21 protein-coding genes and 3 pseudogenes are annotated in these 22553 nt (G+C 41.5%); 20 read left to right on the top strand and 4 right to left on the bottom strand.

What is annotated here, in order from left to right:
* Positions 1-99 precede the first annotated feature (99 nt).
* The 12 genes and pseudogenes from NYE32_RS05385 (at position 100) to NYE32_RS05330 (ending at position 9694) form a co-directional block, all read left to right on the top strand.
* Positions 100-702 carry a hypothetical protein gene (locus NYE32_RS05385; RefSeq protein ID WP_002891037.1) on the top strand — a complete coding sequence of 201 codons (603 nt, stop codon included), beginning with the start codon at positions 100-102 and terminating at the stop codon, positions 700-702.
* Positions 702-1493: an energy-coupling factor transporter transmembrane component T gene (locus NYE32_RS05380; protein WP_195413605.1), complete on the top strand. Its 792-nt coding sequence runs from the start codon at positions 702-704 to the stop codon at positions 1491-1493. Before NYE32_RS05385 ends, NYE32_RS05380 begins: the two co-directional genes overlap by 1 nt.
* Positions 1469-2305 (top strand): ABC transporter ATP-binding protein, encoded by an 837-nt coding sequence (locus NYE32_RS05375; RefSeq protein ID WP_156685083.1) that lies wholly within the window; start codon positions 1469-1471, stop codon positions 2303-2305. The genes NYE32_RS05380 and NYE32_RS05375 overlap by 25 nt, the downstream gene beginning before the upstream one ends.
* Entirely contained in the window at positions 2292-3092 is an 801-nt protein-coding gene (locus tag NYE32_RS05370; RefSeq protein WP_073689366.1) for an ABC transporter ATP-binding protein, read from the top strand. The genes NYE32_RS05375 and NYE32_RS05370 overlap by 14 nt, the downstream gene beginning before the upstream one ends.
* 167 nt (positions 3093-3259) lie before the next feature.
* Positions 3260-3622 (top strand): annotated as a pseudogene (pnuC, locus tag NYE32_RS05365) (nicotinamide riboside transporter PnuC); the annotation flags it as partial.
* 140 nt (positions 3623-3762) lie between these two features.
* Positions 3763-4194 carry an Rrf2 family transcriptional regulator gene (locus tag NYE32_RS05360; protein WP_073689364.1) on the top strand — a complete coding sequence of 144 codons (432 nt, stop codon included), beginning with the start codon at positions 3763-3765 and terminating at the stop codon, positions 4192-4194.
* 77 nt (positions 4195-4271) lie between these two features.
* The gene (locus NYE32_RS05355; protein WP_156685082.1) at positions 4272-5276 is read left to right on the top strand and encodes an NADP-dependent oxidoreductase; all 1005 of its coding nucleotides are present in this window, start codon (positions 4272-4274) and stop codon (positions 5274-5276) included.
* Between the two features lie 12 nt (positions 5277-5288).
* Entirely contained in the window at positions 5289-6125 is an 837-nt protein-coding gene (locus NYE32_RS05350; protein ID WP_156685081.1) for an alpha/beta hydrolase, read from the top strand.
* A 1-nt stretch (position 6126) separates the two neighbouring features.
* The gene (locus tag NYE32_RS05345) at positions 6127-6984 is read left to right on the top strand and encodes an SDR family NAD(P)-dependent oxidoreductase (protein ID WP_021144115.1); all 858 of its coding nucleotides are present in this window, start codon (positions 6127-6129) and stop codon (positions 6982-6984) included.
* 246 nt (positions 6985-7230) lie between these two features.
* Complete coding sequence (locus tag NYE32_RS05340) at positions 7231-7947, top strand: ABC transporter ATP-binding protein (protein WP_021144116.1); 717 nt, start codon at positions 7231-7233, stop codon at positions 7945-7947.
* A 1-nt stretch (position 7948) separates the two neighbouring features.
* Complete coding sequence (locus NYE32_RS05335) at positions 7949-9031, top strand: ABC transporter permease (RefSeq protein WP_006154045.1); 1083 nt, start codon at positions 7949-7951, stop codon at positions 9029-9031.
* Positions 9032-9070: 39 nt separating this feature from the next.
* Positions 9071-9694 carry a TetR/AcrR family transcriptional regulator gene (locus tag NYE32_RS05330; RefSeq protein WP_059749170.1) on the top strand — a complete coding sequence of 208 codons (624 nt, stop codon included), beginning with the start codon at positions 9071-9073 and terminating at the stop codon, positions 9692-9694.
* A gap of 220 nt (positions 9695-9914) precedes the next feature.
* Here NYE32_RS05330 and NYE32_RS05325 read toward each other — a convergent pair whose 3' ends face one another.
* Both NYE32_RS05325 and NYE32_RS05320 read right to left on the bottom strand, forming a co-directional pair.
* Complete coding sequence (locus NYE32_RS05325; protein ID WP_059749168.1) at positions 9915-10415, bottom strand: HXXEE domain-containing protein; 501 nt, start codon at positions 10413-10415, stop codon at positions 9915-9917.
* Between the two features lie 15 nt (positions 10416-10430).
* On the bottom strand, positions 10431-10970 hold the full coding sequence (locus tag NYE32_RS05320) for a TetR/AcrR family transcriptional regulator (protein WP_156685079.1): 540 nt from the start codon (positions 10968-10970) through the stop codon (positions 10431-10433).
* Between the two features lie 132 nt (positions 10971-11102).
* Here NYE32_RS05320 and NYE32_RS05315 point away from each other — a divergent pair, with 132 nt between their 5' ends.
* The 8 genes and pseudogenes from NYE32_RS05315 to NYE32_RS05280 all read left to right on the top strand — a co-directional run bounded on the left by NYE32_RS05315 (position 11103) and on the right by NYE32_RS05280 (position 18916).
* A complete protein-coding gene (locus tag NYE32_RS05315; protein ID WP_156685078.1) occupies positions 11103-12005 on the top strand; it encodes a cation diffusion facilitator family transporter in 903 nt (300 codons plus the stop codon).
* A gap of 112 nt (positions 12006-12117) precedes the next feature.
* Entirely contained in the window at positions 12118-13212 is a 1095-nt protein-coding gene (gene hemH, locus NYE32_RS05310; protein WP_156685077.1) for a ferrochelatase, read from the top strand.
* A 95-nt stretch (positions 13213-13307) separates the two neighbouring features.
* Positions 13308-14345: an alcohol dehydrogenase catalytic domain-containing protein gene (locus NYE32_RS05305; protein ID WP_156685076.1), complete on the top strand. Its 1038-nt coding sequence runs from the start codon at positions 13308-13310 to the stop codon at positions 14343-14345.
* Between the two features lie 6 nt (positions 14346-14351).
* A pseudogene (locus tag NYE32_RS05300) lies at positions 14352-14627 on the top strand (IS30 family transposase); the annotation flags it as partial.
* 183 nt (positions 14628-14810) lie between these two features.
* A complete protein-coding gene (locus NYE32_RS05295) occupies positions 14811-15206 on the top strand; it encodes a CopY/TcrY family copper transport repressor (RefSeq protein WP_156685075.1) in 396 nt (131 codons plus the stop codon).
* 18 nt (positions 15207-15224) lie between these two features.
* Entirely contained in the window at positions 15225-15596 is a 372-nt protein-coding gene (locus tag NYE32_RS05290; protein WP_024056338.1) for a cupredoxin domain-containing protein, read from the top strand.
* Positions 15597-15607: 11 nt separating this feature from the next.
* Positions 15608-17830: pseudogene (locus tag NYE32_RS05285) on the top strand (heavy metal translocating P-type ATPase).
* A gap of 321 nt (positions 17831-18151) precedes the next feature.
* Positions 18152-18916: a nucleoside phosphorylase gene (locus NYE32_RS05280; protein WP_156685073.1), complete on the top strand. Its 765-nt coding sequence runs from the start codon at positions 18152-18154 to the stop codon at positions 18914-18916.
* A gap of 61 nt (positions 18917-18977) precedes the next feature.
* On the opposite strand, the gene NYE32_RS05275 is transcribed toward NYE32_RS05280, so the two are convergent.
* Positions 18978-19613, bottom strand: a complete 636-nt coding sequence (locus tag NYE32_RS05275; RefSeq protein ID WP_156685072.1) for an HAD hydrolase-like protein — start codon at positions 19611-19613, stop codon at positions 18978-18980.
* Between the two features lie 72 nt (positions 19614-19685).
* Positions 19686-22400 (bottom strand): DEAD/DEAH box helicase family protein, encoded by a 2715-nt coding sequence (locus tag NYE32_RS05270; RefSeq protein WP_156685071.1) that lies wholly within the window; start codon positions 22398-22400, stop codon positions 19686-19688.
* Positions 22401-22553: the final 153 nt, after the last annotated feature.

Below are 22553 nucleotides of genomic sequence, written 5' to 3'. Positions count from 1 at the left end.
TATTGTGAAAAGACTAAATAGTTCTATTAACTATTCTATAGAGCGTTGCGTCCGAAAGTCATTCCTGACACGGCTCTTTAAAAACAAAAGGAGAAGATTATGAAAACAGAACCGATTCGTCGTACCAGTATGTGGAAATTTAAGTTAAGTGCTTCCACCATGACTTTGATTCCCGCTGCCGTGGGGATTAACTATGTTGCCAAAGCCTTGGCGGAGGGGTTAAAGTTGCCCGTTTGGCTGGGGTCTTTGGGAACCTTTCTTGCCAGCATGTTGGCTGGGCCGGTTGCCGGTGCCATCAGTGGTTTCATCAACAACGTGATCTATGGGCTGACCTTATCGCCAATTTCAACCGTGTATGCGATTACCAGCATCGGAATTGGGATTGCTGTCGGAGTTTTGCACGCCAATGGGTGGTTCTCGTCAGCGCGACGAGTATTTGTTTCTGCTATTATTATTGCCATCGTTTCAGCTGTCATTTCAACGCCACTCAACGTCATCTTTTGGGGTGGTCAGACCGGTATCGCTTGGGGTGACTCATTGTTTGCGGTAATGGTCGCCAATCATGCACCAGTGTGGCTGGCCTCATTTACCGATGAGTTTGTCTTGGATATTTTGGATAAAGTCTGCGTGGCCTACCTGGCATTTTTCATCTATCGTCAGCTGCCGAAGCGGATGGTGCACTTCTTTAGCGGTGATAAATGATGACTGATCAAACATTGATTTCTGGAGCGCCACGGGTCAAGCTCAAGTGGTACCAGGTGATCGATCCGATTACTAAGCTCTTGTTCATCTTGGACATGACGTTGTTGAGCTTTGCCAGTATGAATTTATTGCTTCAGGCCGGATTAATTCTTGTCGCAACATTGCTATTGTTATTTTCCAAATTGAGTTCTACCATCTTTAAGGCGCTGGGATTCAGCCTGTTTCTGATTTGCACCATGCTGATCATCCAGGGGTTATTTTACAGTCGGAATCAAACTGTGCTGTTTTCTTTGCTTGGGGTGTCGTTCTACAAAGAAGGCCTGATTTATGCCACCACTCTGGGTTGTCGAGTATTGGTGATTATTTTGACCAGTGGCTTTTTTATGGTGACCACGAGTATTTCAGAAAACGCGGCCTATTTGGAACTGTCCGGATTATCTTATAAAACCGTCTACGTTCTGATGTCGGTGTGTTATATTTTGCCGGAAATGATGCGCAATATGCGGAAAATCCAGCAGGCACAAAAAGTTCGCGGAACCAATCCGCAAAAAACGTTGATTCAGAAATTAAAGTCAGTCCTGCCGGTTCTAATTCCATTGGTGATTAAGACCTTGGATCAATCGATGGCGCGGTCGATTTCGCTCCAACTGAGAGGTTTTGATAATCCCAACCGGACTGTCAGAACCTCCCAGCGCGTGTATCGCCTGTCGCGGACGCTGCACATTGGTCTGACTGGATTGGCAATTTTATTGATTGGGTGGAAGATATGGAAGAAGATAAACGGATTGTAATTGAAAATTTGACCACCCGTTATCCGGGTACTGAGCAACCACAACTGCGTCAGATTAACGCGGAGGTTCATACCGGCCAGGTGGTTGGGATTATCGGGAATAGCCACTCCGGCAAATCGACTTTGTGCCGTGTGCTGGCAGGGGTCATTCCCAAAATTGTGTCTGCTGAGATTGAGGGCGACTGGCACATGTTTGGCCAGCGAGTGTCCGACAATTGGCCCGTTTATAATGCCATGAATGGAGTTGTACTGCAAAATCCAGCTGGCCAACTAAGCGGGTTGGCAGACACGGTTGCCGATGAAATCGCCTTTGACTTGATTAATCAGGGAATGGCTGAAGGACTGATTCAAAAACGGGTTGAAGAAGTTGCCACGCAAATGGGGCTGATTGAACAGTTGAATTTGCGTCCCGAGAGCCTTTCCGGTGGTCAGAGCCAGCGGTTGGCAATTGCCACGGCGATTGCGGCTAACCCGGCTGTTTTGATTATGGATGATCCGACCAGTCAGATGGATCCCCTTGGCCGCCGACAATTTTTCCAATGGCTGGCCCAAGTCAAAGAGACGACTGTCTTCATTGTCACCAGTGAAATTGACGATTTGTGCGAAGTCGCCGACGTTGTGTGGGTGCTGCACGAGGGTCAAATGGTAGCCCAGGGTAGGCCGGGTGAGGTGTTTAATCATTTGGCAGCTGACTGGCAGATTCAAGCCCCGACAATCCAGCAACTTGCTCAAAAAATGGATTGGCACTTGGCTGATGGCCGGTATCCGGTGAATGACGCTGATCTGAAGGAGGTTCGTTATGCCCACAATTGAACTGAACCACTTGACGTTCACTTATCCGGAACGGTCCTTTAGCTTGGATGTTGAAGACAAACACTTCGCCGATCCGATGGTGGCGATTGTCGGCCAAAATGGTGCCGGCAAATCAACGCTCTTCAAATTGTTGACGGGCTTGCTGACACCACAAACCGGTGTGATTAAGATCGATGGAGAAAATTTTAATGATCTTAAACCAGTCGAAAAGTTACTGAAGGTTGGGATTACTTTTCAGAATCCTGACGATCAGCTTTTCAACCCGACCGTTCAACGAGAGGTGGAGTGGAGTGTCGCGCAGGTCATGGATGACCACGACACGATTACGAGGCGGGCTTTAGCGGCTCTAAAAAGAGTTGGCTTGGATGATAAAGCAGCTGAAAGTCCATATGACCTGTCATTGTCGGAACGCAAGCTGTTGAGCGTTGCCACAGTTTTGGCAGTGGATCCGGCGATTTATTTATTTGATGAGCCGATGATGTCGCTTGATTGGGAAAGCCGGCGCAAGTTGACCGCAATTTTCCATCAGTTGGCTGATTCGGGCCACCAAGTTGTGACCATCACCCATGACATGGATTGGGTCGCCGCCGAGTTTGAGTCGGTGTATGTTATGGAACACGGGAAGTTTGGCTTCGCCGGCAGTCCACGGGAATTGTTCAGCGATCACGAACTTGTCCAGCGAGTGGGATTACTACCACCGCGGATTATGGACATAGCGGAGTCGCTGGGTGATTCACAGACATATTTATCGGTTAATGATTATTGCCAGAAAAATCGAGATGTATAGAAAAAGTCACCTCTGCGGGTTTTCCAGGTTGAAGGATTAACTTCAGCTTCTGGCAAGAACTCACGGTTCTTTTCTACCATTTGTCAAGTCTATCAAGGCTTTAAGTAAAAAAAAGAGATAAGACAGTATCTATTCTGAGGTTACTGTCTTAATTTTAACACTTTTTGATCTATCAAGCCCAGTTCAAAAAAGAACAGCAGGAATTTGTTGCCCGTAAGTTGGATACCGTGGGATGGACCAAGTACCTCTCAATTAGTGTATTTTGGTGGCTAGCTTTTGGTCTTATTTACCAGTCAATTGGAGCTAATCGTCCTTATCGTGATTCTATTACTGATGCGACAAACGGTGTTGATCAGCTCTTGATGACAGCTGTTTACCGTGAACAATGGATTTTTTGGGCTGCTACTAATGTTTTCTCTATCTACCTCTGGTGGGGAGAAAGCCTTCAAATTCAAGGGAAATACTTCATTTATCTTATCAACAGTCTAGTTGGTTGGTACCAATGGAGCAAGGCGGCAAAGAAAGCTTAATACTTATGTTTATCAATTAATAAGAGGATTCCATAGGGTCCTCTTTTTGTTTTTTAACAGTGAAGCACAAGTCTTGCTTTTCTTTTTATTTATGGTATACTTGTTCTTGCACCAGATACAAGTTATCTAAAGGAGTTTATATGGATACAAAATTTTCAGTAGCCTTACATATCCTAACCATGATTAGTGAAAGCAAGGAAACCCTAAGCTCTCAAGCATTAGCTATTAGTGTTGGGACTAACGCGAGTTACATTCGAAAGGTAATCGCCTTATTGAAAAATGCTGGACTAATCCAGTCTCAGCAAGGAAAAACAGGCTATCAACTCAGTAAGTCCCCAAAGGAAGTGACCTTACTTGAAATTTATTTTGCAACACAAGAAGTCAGCCACATCAGCCTATTTCCTGTTCATCAAAATAGCAATCCGGATTGCCCAGTAGGGAAACATATTCAAGCTGCCGTTTCACCACTATTTGCTAGTGCTGAAGCTCAACTTGAGAAGGAACTAGCTCACCAAACCTTAGAAGATGTCATTAATAATCTTTATAAAGAGGCCAAACAAAAACGAAACTGATTTGCATGCAGATCAGTTTTAAAAAGACTAGACTTGTATCTCAATCGGATACAACAGAAATTAGAAAAGAGAAGACAATGAAAGCCGCACAACATACATCATACAACAAAAAGAATATCACACTGAACATCACAGAAGTCGCTAAACCAAGTAACACAGACAAAGAAGTTTTGGTCAAAGTCACCGCAGCTGGTGTTAATCCTCTGGATAATATGATTTCCCGTGGTGAAGTCAAGATGATCGTCCCTTACAAACTCCCACAAACTGCTGGAAATGAAGTGGTCGGTATCGTTGAAAGCGTTGGAAACCAGGTGAATAACCTTAAAGTCGGGGATCGTGTCTTTGGGCGTCTCCCACTCGACCACATCGGTGCCTTTGCGGAATACGTAGCTGTCGATAGTCAGGCTCTAGCCAAGGTTCCAGACTATCTTTCAGATGAGGAAGCGGCTGCTGTCCCTTTGACTGCCTTGACCATTATGCAAGCCCTAGAACTCATGGGCGCTCAAGCTGGAAAAACCATCTTTATCTCTGGTGGTACAGGCGGTGTCGGCGGTATGGCCATTCCGATTGCTAAGGCTAAAGGTTTGAAGGTCATTACCAATGGGGCTGGAGATAGCGCTGAGCGTGTATTGAAGCTAGGAGCAGACCGCTTTATCGATTACAAAACAGAGGATTATACAAAAACTGTTAGCCAGGTTGATTATGTCCTTGATACTCTTGGGGGCGCTGAGACTGAAAAACAAATGTCTATCATGAAAAAAGGTGGTCAGCTTGTGTCACTTCGTGCTATGCCAAATAGTGACTTTGCCAAACGCATGAATTTGCCAAAATGGAAACAGATGATTCTTGGATTAGTCGGTCGCAAATTTGATAAGATGGCTGACAAATACGGCGTTCACTACCATTTTATCTTTGTAGAAAGCAATGGCGCTCAATTACAAGAGGTAGCTGACCTCTTTAGCAAATTGGAAATCAAGCCATCTATCGATACAGTCTATCCATTTGAAGAAGTGAATAGCGCCTTAGACAAGGTCGCTAATGGTCGCTCGCGTGGAAAAACAGTCCTCAGCTTTAAGAAATAAAAGGAAAAGACAATGTCATATCTTACAACTAAAAATCAATACATCACTGTCCAAGGAAATAAAATCGCCTATCGCGAACTCAGCAAAGGCAAATCAAAACTACCTCTTCTGATGCTGGTCCATTTGGCAGCAACCCTCGATAACTGGGATCCAAAACTCATGGACTTGATTGCTGAAAAACACCATGTGATTGTGGTCGACCTTCCTGGTGTGGGAGCCAGTCAAGGCAAAGTGGCGCCAACCATTCCTGGAATGGCTGAGCAGACAATTGCCTTTGTAAAAGCCCTTGGTTACGATAAAATCAATCTCCTTGGTCTTTCTATGGGAGGCATGATTGCTCAAGAAATGGTCCGAATCAAGCCTGATTTGGTCAACCGTCTCATCTTGGCAGGAACAGGACCTCGAGGAGGAAAAGAGGTCGATAAAGTTACAGGGAAAACCTTTAACTATATGTTTAAAGCGGGACTTGAGCGCATCGATCCTAAACGCTATATCTTCTATAGCCATGATGAACAAGGAAAAATCGAAGCCTTGAAAGTTCTCGGACGAATGGGAATGCGAACCAAGGAATTTGTAGACAAAGACATGAGTGTGCCTGCTTTCTTAACTCAACTCAAAGCTATTAAACGTTGGGGGAAAGATTCTCAAGACGACCTAAGATTTATCACCCAACCAACCTTAATTGTCAACGGGGATAAGGATATGCAGGTTCCAACGGAAAATTCTTATGACATGCATGAGAAAATAAAAGATAGCAAGCTCATCATCTATCCAAATGCTGGTCACGGTTCGATCTTCCAATATGCAGAAGAGTTTTCAACAGAACTCATTGCTTTCTTGGAGGACTAAGATGGTCAAAACCATTCTAATAACAGGTGCTACTGACGGTATTGGTAAACATTTGGCAAAGAAACTGGCTAGTGAAGGTCATCAGGTCATTCTTCATGGACGAAATCCTCAAAAACTAGAATTAGCGCTTCAAGAGGTTCGGGCTGTTTCCCTGAGAGGCAGAGTTTCAAGTTACTTGGCAGATTTTTCAAAATTAGATGATGTCTATCGATTTGTGGAGGAAATCAAGCGTGACTTTCAAAGGGTCGATGTCTTGTTTAACAACGCCGGCCTGTATGCAGGAAAAGAACGAAAAGCGAGTGCTGAAAATGTCGAGTTGACTTTTATGTTATCCGTTCTGGTTCCCTATCTGTTAACAACTGAGCTAAGTCCCTTGTTAGAAAAATCGGCTGACGGCCGTGTCATTAATACTTCTTCCTATATGCATTATTTTGCCAAGGTCAAGGATTTGGACTTTGGATTTGAGAAAGAATACAATCCAGGATTGGCCTATAATAATTCCAAACTCTATACCATTTGGATGACACGCTATCTAGCAAGAGACTTCTTTTTAAAAGGTTCAAACATCACCATTAATGCCTATCATCCCGGCTTAATTTCGACTAACTTAGGGAATAACTCTAGTGATGAAAAAACGAAGCAGTCCCTCTTTGGACGCCTGATGAAGTCTCTCTCAAAAGATCTAGATCAAGGAATCGAAACAGGCTACTACCTCACCTTGTCAGAAGAAATCAGGGGCTTGACTGGCTACTACTTTGATGAGAAGAAAGTGAAGTCGGTATCTGATAAAGGCTATACTTTTGAAAAAGCACAAGTTTTAATCAATTATTGCAATGATAAAATTGGATACTGTCAATAATTATAAGTAAACACTCTAGTAGAGTTTGAACTGCACCCCAAAAGTTAGACAGAAAAAATCTAACTTTTGGGGTGCAGTTTAATTTCAAAAGGAGTGTTTTCTTGTGTCTCATTTTATGGGTGCAGTGCCTTTGTATTCGAGGATTTTTGTTATGAAAATTTTACTTTCACTTGACAAGTGAGTGGATACTCACTATAATAGTTTTATATTTCAAAAGTGAGTAAATACTCACCTAGGAGGATTCAAATGAAAAAATTGTTACATTTAAAAGATTTAGAAAAATCTTTTGGTCGTCAAATGGTCTTAGATCACGTTGGTTTTGATTTACAGCCTGGAGAAATCATTGGTCTAATCGGTCCATCAGGTGCTGGTAAATCAACTATGATTAAAACCATGCTAGGAATGGAAAAGGCGGATAGCGGTATCGCTTTAGTCTTGGACCATACTATGCCAAATCGTCATATTTTAGGTGATATTGGCTATATGGCTCAGTCTGATGCTCTTTATGAGGCCTTGTCAGGTCAAGAAAATCTAGAATTTTTTGGTCAGCTAAAAGGGCTATCCAAAAGAGATCTGACAGCTGAAATTGCCCATGTGGCTCAAGTTGTGGATCTGACAGAGCATTTGAATAAAACGGTATCCGGTTATTCTGGAGGAATGAAGCGACGCTTGTCTTTAGCCGTCGCGCTTCTGGGGAATCCTCAGCTCTTGATTTTGGACGAACCGACAGTTGGAATCGACCCTTCTCTTCGAAAGAAAATCTGGAAAGAATTATTCGCGCTTAGAGACAATGGGGTAGGGATATTAGTTACTACCCATGTTATGGATGAAGCAGAGTTAACGGATAAGGTCGGCTTATTATTAGGTGGAAAAATCATTGCTTTTGATACACCGCAACACTTAAAAGATAGTTATCAAGTTTCAAGTATTGAAGAAGTCTTTTTGAAAGCAGAAGGAGAGTAAGATGAGAACCATTGCTATTGCTAAAAAAGTTATCAAAGAATTGCTTCGTGACAAACGAACCTTGGCTATGATGTTTGTAGCGCCGGTATTTATTATGTGGCTGATGAACCTCATGTTTTCAGCTAGTACAACCGTGAATGTCAAGTTAGCGACACAAGATCTACCAACTGGTTTGGTAACAAAAATGGATGAGCTCGATCATGTGGACGTCGAGACTTATCAAGACTTAGATCAGGCTAAAAAAGCTCTAGCTGACGAGAAAGTAGATGCAGTCATATCGTATAAAGATGGTGAGTATCAGGTCGACTACGCAAATACGGATGCTTCTAAAACAACTATGACACGACAAGTGTTACGAACAAGTATCGTCAATGAAGGCACCGATCAGTTATTATCTCGTGTCAAACAAGCTCTTCCACAATTGAAATTAGATGAAAAGGCGCCTGAAATCAAAGAATCTTACCAATATGGAGATAAAAATACTGGATTCTTTGCACGTATGATTCCAATTTTAATTGGCTTTGTGGTCTTCTTCTTTGTCTTTTTGATTTCTGGTATGGCACTGTTGAAAGAGCGAACAAGTGGAACCTTGGATCGCTTGTTAGCAACCCCAGTGAAACGTTCTGAAATCGTCTATGGCTATATGTTGTCTTACGGTATTATTGCGATTTTTCAAACGGCAGTTGTCGTTTTAGCAGCAATTTGGCTACTAGATGTAGAAGTTGTAGGAAATATTTTAAATGTTATAATAGTTAATGTGGTACTGGCTCTTGTAGCACTAGCTTTTGGAATTCTCTTGTCTACTCTAGCAAAATCAGAATTCCAAATGATGCAATTTATTCCTCTCGTGATTATGCCCCAACTTTTTTTCTCAGGAATTATTCCATTGTCATCCATGGGAGAATGGGCTCCAACTGTGGGGAAATTTTTGCCATTAACCTATTCTGGTGATGCAATAAGCCAGATTATTCTTTACGGACACAATCTTGGTGATATTTTGTCAAATCTTGGTGTTTTAATGATTTTCTTGATCATTTTAACAATTCTCAATATTGTTGGATTGCGTCGTTATCGTAAAGTTTAGAAATCAACATAAATAATGCTAAAAAGGTGTGAAGATTGGATGGATAAGACTGTTTTTGAATCGTTTGAAGATTACTTAGAAGAAGCGAATTACCCTCAAGGAAAGAAAAAAATCATGCAGGCAGCAGTGGATCTCATATCAACCAGGAGTTACCATGGGACCTCAACTCTTCACATAGCTGAGCGTGCTGGACTAAGCCAGGCAACTTTGTTTAAGTATTTTAAGACGAAGGATGATTTACTGACGGCTATTTTACATCCTGTAGTCTCAGGCATTCTCGGTAGTTTTTTTGAGGAACTCTTAGCTTTTGAAACGACAGAAGAGAGGGTTCGTTATCTCGTCCATAATCGTATGAGCTATCTCAAAAAAAATCGTGCCTTGATGAAAATCATTCTACAAGAGAGTTTTTCAAATAAAAAACTAAAAAATGAACAGATTTTTATCTGGAATGCTATTCAAGATAAACTTCGAGTGCTTCATAAGGAATTGCTAGCAGATCCACGTGTAAATCCAGAGATAACGATTCCTCAAATGGTTCGCATCTGTATAGGTCCATTGTTAGCTTACTTCTCTCAACTATATGTCGTTGGCGTCAATGGCGAAATGAGAGAAGAGGACTTAGACTTGTTAGAAAAACAAATCTTAGGTGGTTTGTGGAAGTAGCAAGTTTCTAAATATAGAATGAAAGAGAGAGTGGGACAGAAATCGGTAATTCGTTAGAATTCGATTTCGTCGTCCCACCTCTGCACAGTTGAGTAGGGCTGTAAAAGCTGATGAAATCAGCGTAGTAGAGCCCACTCAACCACTGCGTCTTGCTCGACAATTCAAAGACAATTGAGAGGCTAGGACTTTTGTCCCAGCCTCATTTTTGTTTAATTGGATTTTAGTTTTTTCTGCGCGAGATCTTGTTTGTATTGGCTTTTTGATTTATCTGATGTAGAATCATAAATGATAATACAAGATTTATTAGGATAAGTAATAAGGTAAAGAAAGAGTACCAATAAAGATTGATAGGGACGTTATTTTTGAGATAGAATAGAGAAAACAAACTCGTAAAAATACCCGTTAATAAGCCAGGTACATATTTTTTAATAAGAATTGTTTGAATCAGATGCCCAAACACGTGGTAGATATAAGCGATTACGATGGTCACGTAGATGGTATAGTTGTGAACCTGATAACTAAGAAAAAGTGATAGGAGCAGAATTAGAAACTGTTCCAAGACAATAGCATTGAAAGCAAAGGGCGTGTAATAAGACAGTATTAGATTGTCTGGAAACTGTGCTGATAGTTTTTTGACAAACGAAGGCATCCATATGATTTCCTCAAGTTCGTGAAGCATGAATAAGGCTGGGAAGAGAAAATAAAATTGAGTGAGGGTCATTAAAAAAACTTCTTTCTAGTTTGAACAAACTTTCAGTATCTCCAAATAAAACTGGACAATTTCCTGCTCGCTATAGGACTTACCTTTTTTTAGCCACCAGCTGAGGGTTTCGATAAAGTGGCTGACGACCAAGTGTTTGAGGTAGGAGTGAGGAATATTGGGATAGGATTGGATTAGTTGCACAGCGACCATCGGGTAGACGTCGTGCTCCAGTTCTTTTCGCAGCTGACGAATAAAATAATCGTTTTTAGATAGCAGGAGACTGGTCACATGGTCTTGATTTTTCTTGAAATGCTGAAAGATATGGGCCAGGTAGTCTTTTGTAGAGAGGTGTTGAGCACGCTCAAAGAGATGGTGAAAGAGCTTTTGGCAGAGTTCATCCAGTAGTAACTCTTTGCTCTCATAATGGCTGTAAAAAGTCGAACGCCCCACATCAGCCAGGTCAATAATCTCCTGAACTGTGATTGCTTCGTAGTCTTTCTGATTGAGTAATTGTAAAAAAGCATTATAGATGGCTTTTCGAGTCTTAGTAATACGACGATCCTGAGCAGTCATATGGACACTTTGAACAAACTGTTCAGTAACGTACAACCTAAACGGTTTGCCCCTATCCTTTCTGTTGTGAATGTTAGATAATGATAATGAACATGATGTTCATGAATCTATTATACCAGAGGATTTAGGATTATGAAGACAAAACATGCGGTATGGATAGCTTTTTTCTTGAATTTGAGTTATGCCATTGTTGAGTTTATTGCGGGAGGAATTTTTGGGTCCAGTGCGGTCCTTGCGGATTCGGTCCATGACTTGGGGGATGCGATCGCTATTGGGATTTCAGCCTTTTTGGAGAGCATTTCAAATCGTGAAGAAGATAGCCACTATACCTTGGGCTACAAGCGTTTCAGCCTCTTAGGTGCCATGGTGACCGCTGTGATACTGATGACAGGGTCTGGCATGGTGATTTTGGAAAATATATCCAAGCTTTTCCATCCACAACCTGTCAATGATGAGGGGATTCTCTGGCTTGGAATTATTGCCGTCAGTATTAATGTATTGGCAAGTCTCGTCATTCGCAAAGGGCAAAACAAGAATGAATCTATTCTCAGCCTGCATTTTCTAGAAGATACCTTGGGTTGGTTGGCTGTCATCCTAATGGCCATTGTTCTTCGATTTACCGACTGGTATATCCTGGATCCTCTCTTATCCCTTGCTATTTCCTTCTTTATTCTGTCAAAAGCCATTCCACGTTTTTGGAGCACGCTCAGAATTTTTCTAGACGCTGTGCCAGAAGGAGTGGATATCCAGCAGGTTAAGAGTAATTTGGAGAAGTTGGACTATGTGGCTAGTATCAATCAGCTTAATCTTTGGACCATGGATGGTCTGGAAAAAAACGCCATTGTCCATGTTTGTCTGGAGCATGTCAACCACATGGAGGTTTGTAAAGAAGCGATTCGCACCTTGCTTAAAGATTGTGGCTTTCAAAACGTCACCATTGAGGTAGATGAAGACTTAGCAACCCACCGAGCCCATAAGCGTAATATTGAGGAGTTGGAAGTGGGTCAAAATCAAGGAAATGGTCATCATCATTAAGAAACGTTATTTAAACTCTTAGAGTTTGTCTCTAGGAGTTTTTTTGATACTAAGTTAACTAAAGTAAGCCTTTTCATGATAAAATAGAACAAACGTGGAACAAGGAGTAATTATGAGTAAAAGAGCTGTGTTGATGATGACTTTTGGGTCGCCAGAAGAGATTACCTATGAAGGAGTGGCAGAATTTTTCACTAATATACGACGTGGAGTTCGTCCCGAACCACATGAAATTCAGACCTTATATGATAATTACCTACGAATCGGTGGAACTCCCCTTCAAAGGATATCAAAGGAAGAAGTTGACTTAGTTGCCTCCGCTCTTGGAGAACAAGTGTCGGTTTACTTTGCTAATAAATTTTCTCGACCTTTCATCATAGATGCGATTAAAGAGATGGAGAATGACGGAATTGAAGAGTGTTTGTGTTTGATTCTAGAGCCCCATTATTCATACTATTCAGTCATGGGCTATGAAAAATTTTTAGAAAGTGATCAAATTAAGTTCCAAATTATCAAGGACTGGTACCGCGAACCTTCTCTACTTCACTATTGGGCTGATGAGATCCAAAAGATTTTAGATCAGATTGGAGACGACAGTTATAAGGTAATTTTTTCAGCCCACAGTGTCCCAGTTTTGGCACTTGATTTTGGCGATCCTTATATCGATCAGATTTATGACAATACTCGCTTGATTGTGGAAATTTTAGGCCTTGAAGAAGACCAGTATACCAATACATGGCAGAGTGAAAGTGATATTGGTATTCCTTGGATTAAACCTGATGTCTTAGAATACCTTCATGATGAGAAGGAACACCCTGACCACTATATTTTTGTCCCGATAGCTTTTATTAGTGAGCATATTGAGGTTCTTTTTGATAATGATGTAGAGTGTAAGGAGCTTTGTCATGAGCTTGGTGTGGCCTATCACCGTCCTCCTATGCCAAATAGCGATTCTCGTTTGATTAAAGCCCTTCTTTCAACCATTCAGTCTCATATAGACGGTGACTATCGTTACTATCAACCTCAACTAGAGACTTTTGATGAGTTGGAAGCTCCTTCAAACACAGGACAGATTTTAGAAGAGGAAGAAGATATTCAGATGCCTGATTTCGTCAAAAAATTGATTGCTAAAAAAGGTCGAGAGAATGTCAAGATGCCATATCTAGTTAAGAAAATGCTTGAAAAGAAGTATGGGAAAAAATATGATTAAGTAACTAAATATGACCGTAATAGGGAGTGTATGATGTGAGCGATTTCTTGTTAAAAAGAGTATACTATCAGAAACGAAAGAATAGAGGTTATTAAATGAAATCAGCAGTTTATACCAAAGCTGGGCAGGTCGGCATTGAGGAAATCAAACGTCCAAGCATTCAAGAGGCAGATGATGTCATTATCAAGATAGTACGTACTTGCGTTTGCGGCTCAGACCTTTGGAGTTACCGTAATCCGGAAATGGAAGAAGGACATAGAAATAGCGGTCATGAGGCTATCGGAATTGTCGAAGAAGTTGGCGAGGAAGTTACTACAGTAAAACCAGGTGACTTTGTCATTGCCCCTTTCACACATGGTTGTGGACAGTGTGATGCCTGTCGTGCTGGTTTTGATGGCTCTTGTGACAACCACCCAGGTAATAACTGGTCTGGGGGCGTGCAGGCTGAGTATATCCGTTTCCACTTTGCCAACTGGGCCCTTGTCAAAATTCCTGGGCAACCTTCAGATTATAGTGAAGGCATGCTCAAGTCACTTTTGACACTGGCTGATGTCATGCCGACGGGTTACCATGCAGCGCGTGTGGCTAATGTGCAAAAAGGTGACAAGGTGGTCGTTATCGGAGATGGGGCTGTTGGTCAATGTGCTGTCATCGCAGCTAAGATGCGTGGTGCTTCACAAATTGTCCTTATGAGTCGTCATGAAGATCGTCAAAAAATGGCTTTGGAGTCAGGTGCGACTGCAGTTGTTGCTGAACGTGGCGAAAAAGGCATTGCCAAAGTCCGTGAAATCCTCGGGGGAGGAGCAGATGCAGCTCTCGAATGTGTCGGTACAGAAGCAGCGGTGGACCAAGCTCTTGGAGTCCTTCATAATGGTGGTCGCATGGGATTTGTTGGTGTTCCACACTATGAAAATCGTGCCATTGGATCAACCTTTGGACAAAATACAACGATTGGTGGCGGACCAGCCTCTGTCACAACCTATGATAAACAAGTTTTGTTAAAAGCTGTTCTTGATGGCGACATCAATCCAGGACGTGTCTTCACCCATAGCTATAGCTTGGACGAGATTGATCAAGCTTATAAAGACATGGATGAACGCAAGTCTATTAAATCTATGATTGTGATAGAGTAACGAATTAAGTCGATCACTTTTGATTGCGGAAAAGAATTTTCTAATTGGAAATCTATTTCGAATGTACATGACATTGATATTTTCTTTGCGGATCCAGGATGTCCTGGGTAACGAGGTCTCAATGAACATTCTAATGGCTTATTAAGACGAAATGGACTACCTAAACAAATGGATTTTACGAATAGTTCTCAAAATTATTTATCAGCTACAGCTGATAAAAGAAATAGAATTCCTAGGAAGTCTTTGGATTATCAAACACCATACCAAGTTTTTCTGAGTTAGATGAAAAATATAACTTATATTTGACAATTTAGGGAGATAAAAATAGGGAGTGGAAAAAGCCCAACCAGACAAATCTTCAAAGAAAGATTTGTTTTTTTTTAAAACTTTTGGTTGACAAATGTAAATCTTAGGTGTAAAATAACATCATAAGGTTTACAAATGTAGATTTAGAAAGGAGAGATCATGCAAATTTCCAATGCGGAATGGCGCATCATGAAGATTATCTGGATGGAAGGCAAGCAGACCAGCACGGATTTGATCGCCGTCTTGTCCGAGCGCTTTGACTGGTCGAAGTCGACCATCAAGACCCTCTTGCTCCGCTTGGTGGAAAAGGGGTGCTTGACTAGAGAAAAAACAGGCAAAGCCTTTGTTTACTCGGCATTGTTGACGCAGGACCAGAGTTTAGACTTGGTGGTTGAGGATGTGAAAGATAAGGTTTGCTCAAAAAGAATTGTCCAGGTGCTTGAAAACTTGATTCAGGAGAGTGACTTTACGCTTGCAGATCTTAATCAGCTGCAGCAGGTCCTGGAAGAAAAGAAAGCAGAGGCTGTCGAAACAGTCCCTTGCAATTGTATGTAATAGAAAGAAGGAAATTCCATGTTTGGATTGTTGATTAGTATTGTTTGTTTACTTTTGGTTGCTTTTATTGCTTGGTGGTTCTTTGCAGAGCATGAAAAGGTAAGCGGCCACGCTCGTCAGAAATCAGGTTATCAAGAAATTGAAGTCGAAGTCATGGGGGGCTATTCGCCTGAAACCATTGTCCTGAAAAAGAATGTTCCAGCCCGGATCATCTTTAATCGCAAGGATCCATCTTCATGTCTGGCTCAAGTGATCTTTCCAGATTTTGGCGTTCATGAAGATTTGCCTTTAGGTGAAAAACATGTCATTGAAATTACGCCAGAAAAAGCGGGCGAATATGGGTATTCATGTGGAATGAACATGATGCATGGTCAAATGATTGTGGAATAAAGGAGTTAGGTATGGTAGAAAAACAAAAAGCAGTTGTGGAAAACGGAGTGCAAAAGATCCGTATTACAGCAGAAAAGGGCTATAGTCCCAAAGAATTTCAACTTCAAAAAGGGATCCCTGCTGAAATCACCTTCCATCGGGTCAATCCTTCCGGCTGTTACAAGGAAATTTTGTTTGAAGATCAGGGGATTTTAGAGCCTTTGGAAGTCGGTGTGGATAAGGTGATATCCTTTACCCCGACAGAAACAGGGGACTTTGAGTTTTCATGTGGAATGAAGATGCAAAAGGGTTCCTACACGGTTGTGGAAAAACGCCGTCGTGTCTTAAGTTTACGGGGTCGCTTTTGGATTACTAGTATCTTTACCCTTCCTTTATTGATCTTGATGATTGGGATGTGGGCAGGATTTGTATCCCATTCAGTCAGTCGCTGGGGGACTTTTCTAGCGACAACGCCGATCATGTTGGTAGCAGGAGTACCTTTTATCAAGAGTGCCTGGGCCTCATTTAAGAAGCACCATTCCAATATGGATACCTTGGTAGCTCTTGGAACCCTGGTAGCCTATGTCTATAGTGTATTTGCCCTTTTTACTGGTCAGCCAGTATACTTTGAGGCTGCGGGTTTTATCATCTTCTTTATCCTCTTAGGGCAAATCTTTGAAGAACGGATGCGTAACAATGCCTCCGAGGCTGTGGAAAAGTTGTTGGATTTGCAGGCAAAAACGGCTCAAGTTCTCCGTGATGGGAACTATGTCGAGGTGGCGGCAGAAGATATCCAAATTGATGACTTGATTCGGGTCCGTCCTGGGGAAAAGATTGCGGTTGATGGGACGATTGTAGAAGGAAGTACGACCATTGATGAGTCGATGGTGACAGGTGAAAGCTTGCCTGTGGAAAAATCAGTTGGTGATGCAGTTATCGGCTCCACTATCAACAGCAATGGGACCATTCTCTTTAAGGCTGAAAAAGTCGGTAGTGAGACCCTCTTATCCCAAATTGTGGACTTTGTCAAAATGGCCCAATCCAGTCGTGCTCCCATTCAAGATTTGACGGATAAGATTTCAGGTATCTTTGTTCCAGTGGTGACGATTTTGGCCATTGCGACTTTCTGGGTTTGGTCCGTGCTTCTGGGCGCGTCGCTTCAAGAGGCCATGCTCTATGCAGTCTCTGTCCTCATTATTGCCTGTCCTTGTGCCCTTGGTTTAGCAACCCCAACAGCCCTGATGGTCGGAACCGGCCGTAGTGCCAAGATGGGGGTTCTGATTAAAAATGGAACAGTTCTTCAAGAAGTGCAAAAGATTCAAACCGTTGTGTTTGATAAGACAGGGACTATTACTATTGGTCAACCACTTGTAACCGATGTTGTAGGAGATGAAGCGCGTGTCTTGACACTGGCTGCTAGTCTTGAAACTTTTTCAGAACATCCACTAGCCCAAGCGGTGTTATCCCAAGCAGAAGAAAAAGGTTTGGTGTTATCCCCTGTGGAAAACTTCCAAGCGATTGAAGGAAAAGGGGTCCAAGGTCAGATCGACCAGCAGTTGGTGACCTTGGGAAATGGTAAACTTCATGACGGGACAGCGATGGATCCGGAGCTTGAAAAACGGATGGTAGAGTTGCAAGAGCAGGCCAAAACAGTGATCAGTTTGTCTGTGGATGGGCAAGTGATTGGCTTGATTGCCATTTAAGATGCTCCGAAGGCCAGCTCAAAAGAAGCGATCAAAAAGCTCAAAGAACGGGGCTTGAAAACGGTCATGTTAACGGGGGATAATGAACGGGTGGCCCAAGCTATTGCTAAGCAAGTGGGAATTGACACCGTCATTGCTGATGTCCTTCCTCAAGAAAAAGCTAACGCCATTCAAAAACTGCAAGAAGCTAGCAAGGTCGCGTTTGTTGGAGATGGGATCAATGATGCTCCAGCTCTCTCGATCGCGGATGTGGGGATCGCTATGGGATCTGGAACGGATATTGCGATCGAGTCCGGTGGCATCGTGCTCACGCAAAATGATTTGCTTGGCGTTGTGCGCGCCTTTGACATGAGTCAAAAGACCTTCCGCAGGATCTTACTCAATCTCTTCTGGGCCTCTATCTACAATATCCTTGGGCTTCCAATTGCTGCTGGAGTCTTTGTAGGACTGGGATTGACCCTCAATCCAGAACTAGCAGGTCTTGCCATGGCCCTTAGTTCTTTGTCTGTTTTGACTAGCTCTCTGCTTCTCAATGTTGCGAAAATTGATTAGACTCAATAAAAAAATGGTACAGAATTCATTTAATATTCTGTACCATTTTTTTGTCTTCTTCTACAGTCATCAGAGTATCGTGAATAGATTCTTAACATCAGAAGTTTTCGTGGGACAATAAAAGATGACTGAAATAATCTTTCTTGAATAGAACACAAAAAGGACATGTTTCTGACTAAAGCTGATTTATGTCCTTTCTTTTCAGTTATGTACATTGTTTAATTGGTTTTTCTTTGTGATTCTTGGGAAGTAGTTCCTATGAAATCATATAATCAGTTTGAATTTTTGATATAATAATTTTTAAAACTTAGGAGGCAACAGATGATACACAAACATGAAATCCCAATTTTAGAGTTTGATGATAGTCCTCAGGCTGTGATTATGCCGACACATGAGGACTTAGATTTGGACTTGCCGGCTAGGTGTATTTACGCCTTTTTAGAAGAAGAAATCGAACGCTATGCGAACGCTGTTGAGGCTGATAAAGTTGGGGAGTATGTCTCTGCGACCAAAACTTATCCTATATTTGTTATGACTTACAATGGGGAGGAGATTTGCTTGGCTCAAGCTCCAGTTGGATCAGCTGCAGCTGCACAATTTCTCGATTGGTTAATTGGTTATGGCGTAAAACAAATCATTTCAACTGGGACTTGTGGCGTTTTGGTAAACATGAAGGAAAATGTTTTTTTGATTCCTACTAGAGCGTTGAGGGATGAAGGAGCGAGTTACCACTATGTAGCTCCATCCCGCTATATAGACATGAATAAACAAGCTCTGGAAGCTATTGAGAAAACTTTAAAACAAAAGAAAATCCCCTATGAAGAGGTTATGACCTGGTCGACAGATGGTTTTTATAGAGAAACACCAGATAAGGTTTCCTGTCGCATTGAAGAGGGCTGTAGTGTTGTAGAGATGGAATGTTCTGCACTTGCAGCAGTTGCTCAACTTCGAGGAGCTATTTGGGGATTACTACTCTTTACAGCAGATTCCCTTGCAGATATTGACAATTACGATCAAAGAGATTGGGGCTCAGAGGCTTTTGATAAGGCTTTGGAGCTTTGTCTGGATATCATTGTTCAGATGTAATCTAGATTCAATAGAAAAAAGAGCATGATTAAAGAATCTTGCTCTTTTCGTTTTCTAAGCTTTATTTCAAAATATCCCAAAGTTCTTGGGGAGTCTCAGTTACAAAATCTGGATTTTCTGCTAATAGGGTTTCGTTAGCCCCGAATCCCCAGGTCACCGCTATTGTTTTGATGCCAACTGTTTTTCCACCAATCAAATCAAACTTGGTATCACCAACAATGACGGACTGGTCTTTGGGCGCTTGATTTTCAGTAATGGCACGCTGCAAGACATCAGCCTTATGAAAAGCAGCAGGGGTAGATCCATAAATACCATCAAAATATTCAGTAATCCCAAGGTGTTGACACATTTCTAGGGCAATAGGTTCATTTTTTGAAGTTGTGATAAAGATTTTCTTGTTAGGGTCTTTACTAAGTTGTTCAAGAACTTCCTTAATGCCATCATAGAGGTGAGCTTCCAAGTGTCCTTTGGTCTCATAATAGTCACGATAAATCTTGACAGCTTTGGCAGCACCTTCTTCACTAACCTCTTCTTTAAAGGTTACCTCGAGAGGTGGTCCCATAAAGGTACGAATTTTCTGATCACTAGGAACAGGAAGGCCTAGTCTTTCAAAAGTTTGAACAAAACCATTGTGAATACCCTCAGAACTATCAACGAGGGTACCATCTAGGTCGAAAAAAATATGTGTGAGTGTCATAGAATTCTCCAATATATTCGCTTTGGTTTATTATATCATGATAAAAACGGTTAAAGTGGTTAGGGCTATTTATCATTCTAAAGTTGACATGACTTTTTTATGTGTAACTGTTCGTTCTTGCTTATTTCCAAGTGCCTTGATGCGGGCTTCTAGGAGAATAGGACGTCCTTGAATACTTCGCGTATAAATAAGATCATATTTTCCTAGACTTTTTTGTATATGTCGGAGGAAAGACTCTGCATCTGCCTTTCGCTTTTCAAACATACTTGGAACGGCAAAAAATTCAGTTTGGTCCTTCACTTTGTGACAAGCCTTTAAGATATAGCGTTGATTTTCGATAGGAGCGAAAAATTCAGTCATAGTCTGAGCAAAGATTTCTTTTTCCCTCATGCTAGCACCCTTGAGATAGATGGCGTTATAAATCGCTTGTTTACTGTCTTTTACCACTCTAGGAGCAGATTCTTTAGTCTCAATCTGACCTGAATCCAGCAGAGCTTGATGGATAGCTTTGCCAAAAATTTCCAAACGTTTATAGGGGCTCTTATAGATAAAATATCTTCCCCAAAAGATAGCCAGTACAAGTAGCACAAGTAAGAATATAGGTAGGCTTTGATCAAACGGCTTCCCAACAATCAGATATCTTCCCAAATCAATAATAAAAAAAGTGGCAGCAAGGGCTTGGGAAATAAGAAAGGCCTTCATCCAATCATTAAGGTATACCAACGGTAGAAATTGTTTGTCGACCTCAACTTGGTTGACCACTTCCATTTCTTCGTATAGCGGGAGGGCTTGTTGCCAACGGTCTTTAAGCTCCTGACGTTTTTGAGATAGTGTAATGGCATTTTGATTAAGTTTTTCTAAACCCTTTCGGCTAAAAGTTATTTGATTGAGGTCAAGGCGATCAATACCAGATTCGATAGTAGGCTCTTGATAATGGAGGCCCAGAAACTGTGTCATACGCCGATCTAACAAATCTAAGTCAGGACTAAGTGCATACAACTGCAGCTCTAATGTCTCATCGTATTTTTCTTCCTCATCTTGAAAATCAAACCATCTCCTAGGTGATAAATTAATAGAAACCAAATGCCAGATATTACTCGTTTTATTAGGATTGTCTGGCCAGACACGGATGGCACGGCCTCGCATCTGATTACTTAGCATGAAGCTTCCAACAAAACTAGCTAAAATAAGGGAGTTAACACAAGGGGCATCCCAACCTTCGCCCAATAAAGACTTGGTCCCAATAATCACCTGAATATGTCCTTCTTGGAAAAGTTGGGTAAGGGCAGTCACTAAATCATGGTGAGAACCAGAAACACTCACCTTAAGATAGTCTTCTTGACTCAACTGTCCAATAACATCATAGGATAAACGAGAATTAGGAATGAGTCGCTCTAGATGTTCTTTAGCTGAAGTTGGAATAACCACTAAACTTCCTGTCAATACAGCCACAGGCACGGTCCAGGACTGTTCAATTATTTCTCTACGAATAGATTCAAAGTAAGAGAGCACACCTAGTTGTGTAAATTGTGCACTGTTATCGCCTAGATGAATTTGAAAATCCTTACGTATAAAGTCTGTCAAAACAAGTTGACGGAGATTATCTCCTAGAGACTGGTATTCTGCCTTAAAAATATCTCTAACAGCATTGAGTTTTCCCAATGATTGATTAAGCAGGACATCTTGCTTCTTATTCCGGATAAGTTTAACTTGATTTCTCTCGATAAGACCATTTGCTTTCAAATCACTCTTTAGCTGATTAAAGGCTTCCTCGGTAAATCCATACCAATTTGGGACCTGGAAAATCACGCCATTAAGCAAGGTTTCAAACCACTCAAGCGTAAAAGTTGGCAAGGTTTTTGCAGAGAGAAGTTCTTGAAAACGTTGAGGAAAAGGCAATTCTTTAGACCGTAAGAAAATCAGGGTAGCGGAAAGGTATTTAGGATTAGCCAATAGGTCATCATAGCCAATTTGGCCACTTAGTGCTGGACTAGACTGAATAGTGTTCGAAAAGTTTATATCTTTAGATAATTTAGTTAGAAAGTTAAGTTTCTGCTTATCAAACCGGTCTAATTGTGCACGTTCTTCCTTTGTTGGAAAGGCGAAGTAGACATAGTCCTGATGAGGACAGAGCGTCCCTTCCTTAACCAGTTCAGGCACTGTAATTTCTTCATCAATCTCACCACACATGCTTATATAACGTTCCCAAAGTGCAGGTTCTCCCTCGTATGGGGGTGTTGCTGTCAAAGAGATCATCTTTATATTTGGAAAAGCTTTATGAAAACTCTCTAAACTCTTCCACCATTCATTTCTTAAATGATGGCATTCATCCAGACAAAGAGTCCCTAAATCTTGGTCCCCAAAAGTTTTTCGAATATCGAAACCTTGAAAATCGAAATGCTCTTGTTGTGACTCATCATCTGTGTCCTCAATAAGACTATCGCCCACGACTTGGTTCATAGCACTGTGCAGTGCCTGATAGGTCGCAACCGTAATCATTTTAGGCCTTTTTAAATCCTGTGAAATGAGTTGTTCTACAAGATTGTCATCACTTAAAAAAGCTTGTTTAATCCGATCTACCCATTGTTGACGGATGGTAACTGTCGGAACTAAAATTAAAGTTGGATTACCAAAACGCTGTATAAATTCAATTCCTAAGGTTGTTTTACCAGAACCAGGAGCAGCCACCAAGTGAATCTTTCCATCATCCATAAAACTTTCGGCTTTATCGAGAACACGCCGTTGGTACTGTCGCCATTGTCCCTTAAATGAAAGCTGATTTAACATAATTTCCCTCCAATGTTACTAACTATTATATCATAGTGAAGATAGATAGAACTGGCCATATGGAAAAGCATGAATAGTAATATTTTTATAATATACGTCTCAAATATACAGCCAAAAACACCCCAAAATTGAGCTTTTGGAGTGTAAATCACG

It is taken from the genome of Streptococcus sp. FSL R7-0248, assembly GCF_037967965.1.
In the GTDB taxonomy this organism is placed as follows: Bacteria; Bacillota; Bacilli; order Lactobacillales; family Streptococcaceae; genus Streptococcus.
The sequence above is the reverse complement of the archived record's forward strand: the minus strand, read 5'-3'. Positions and strand labels throughout refer to the sequence as shown.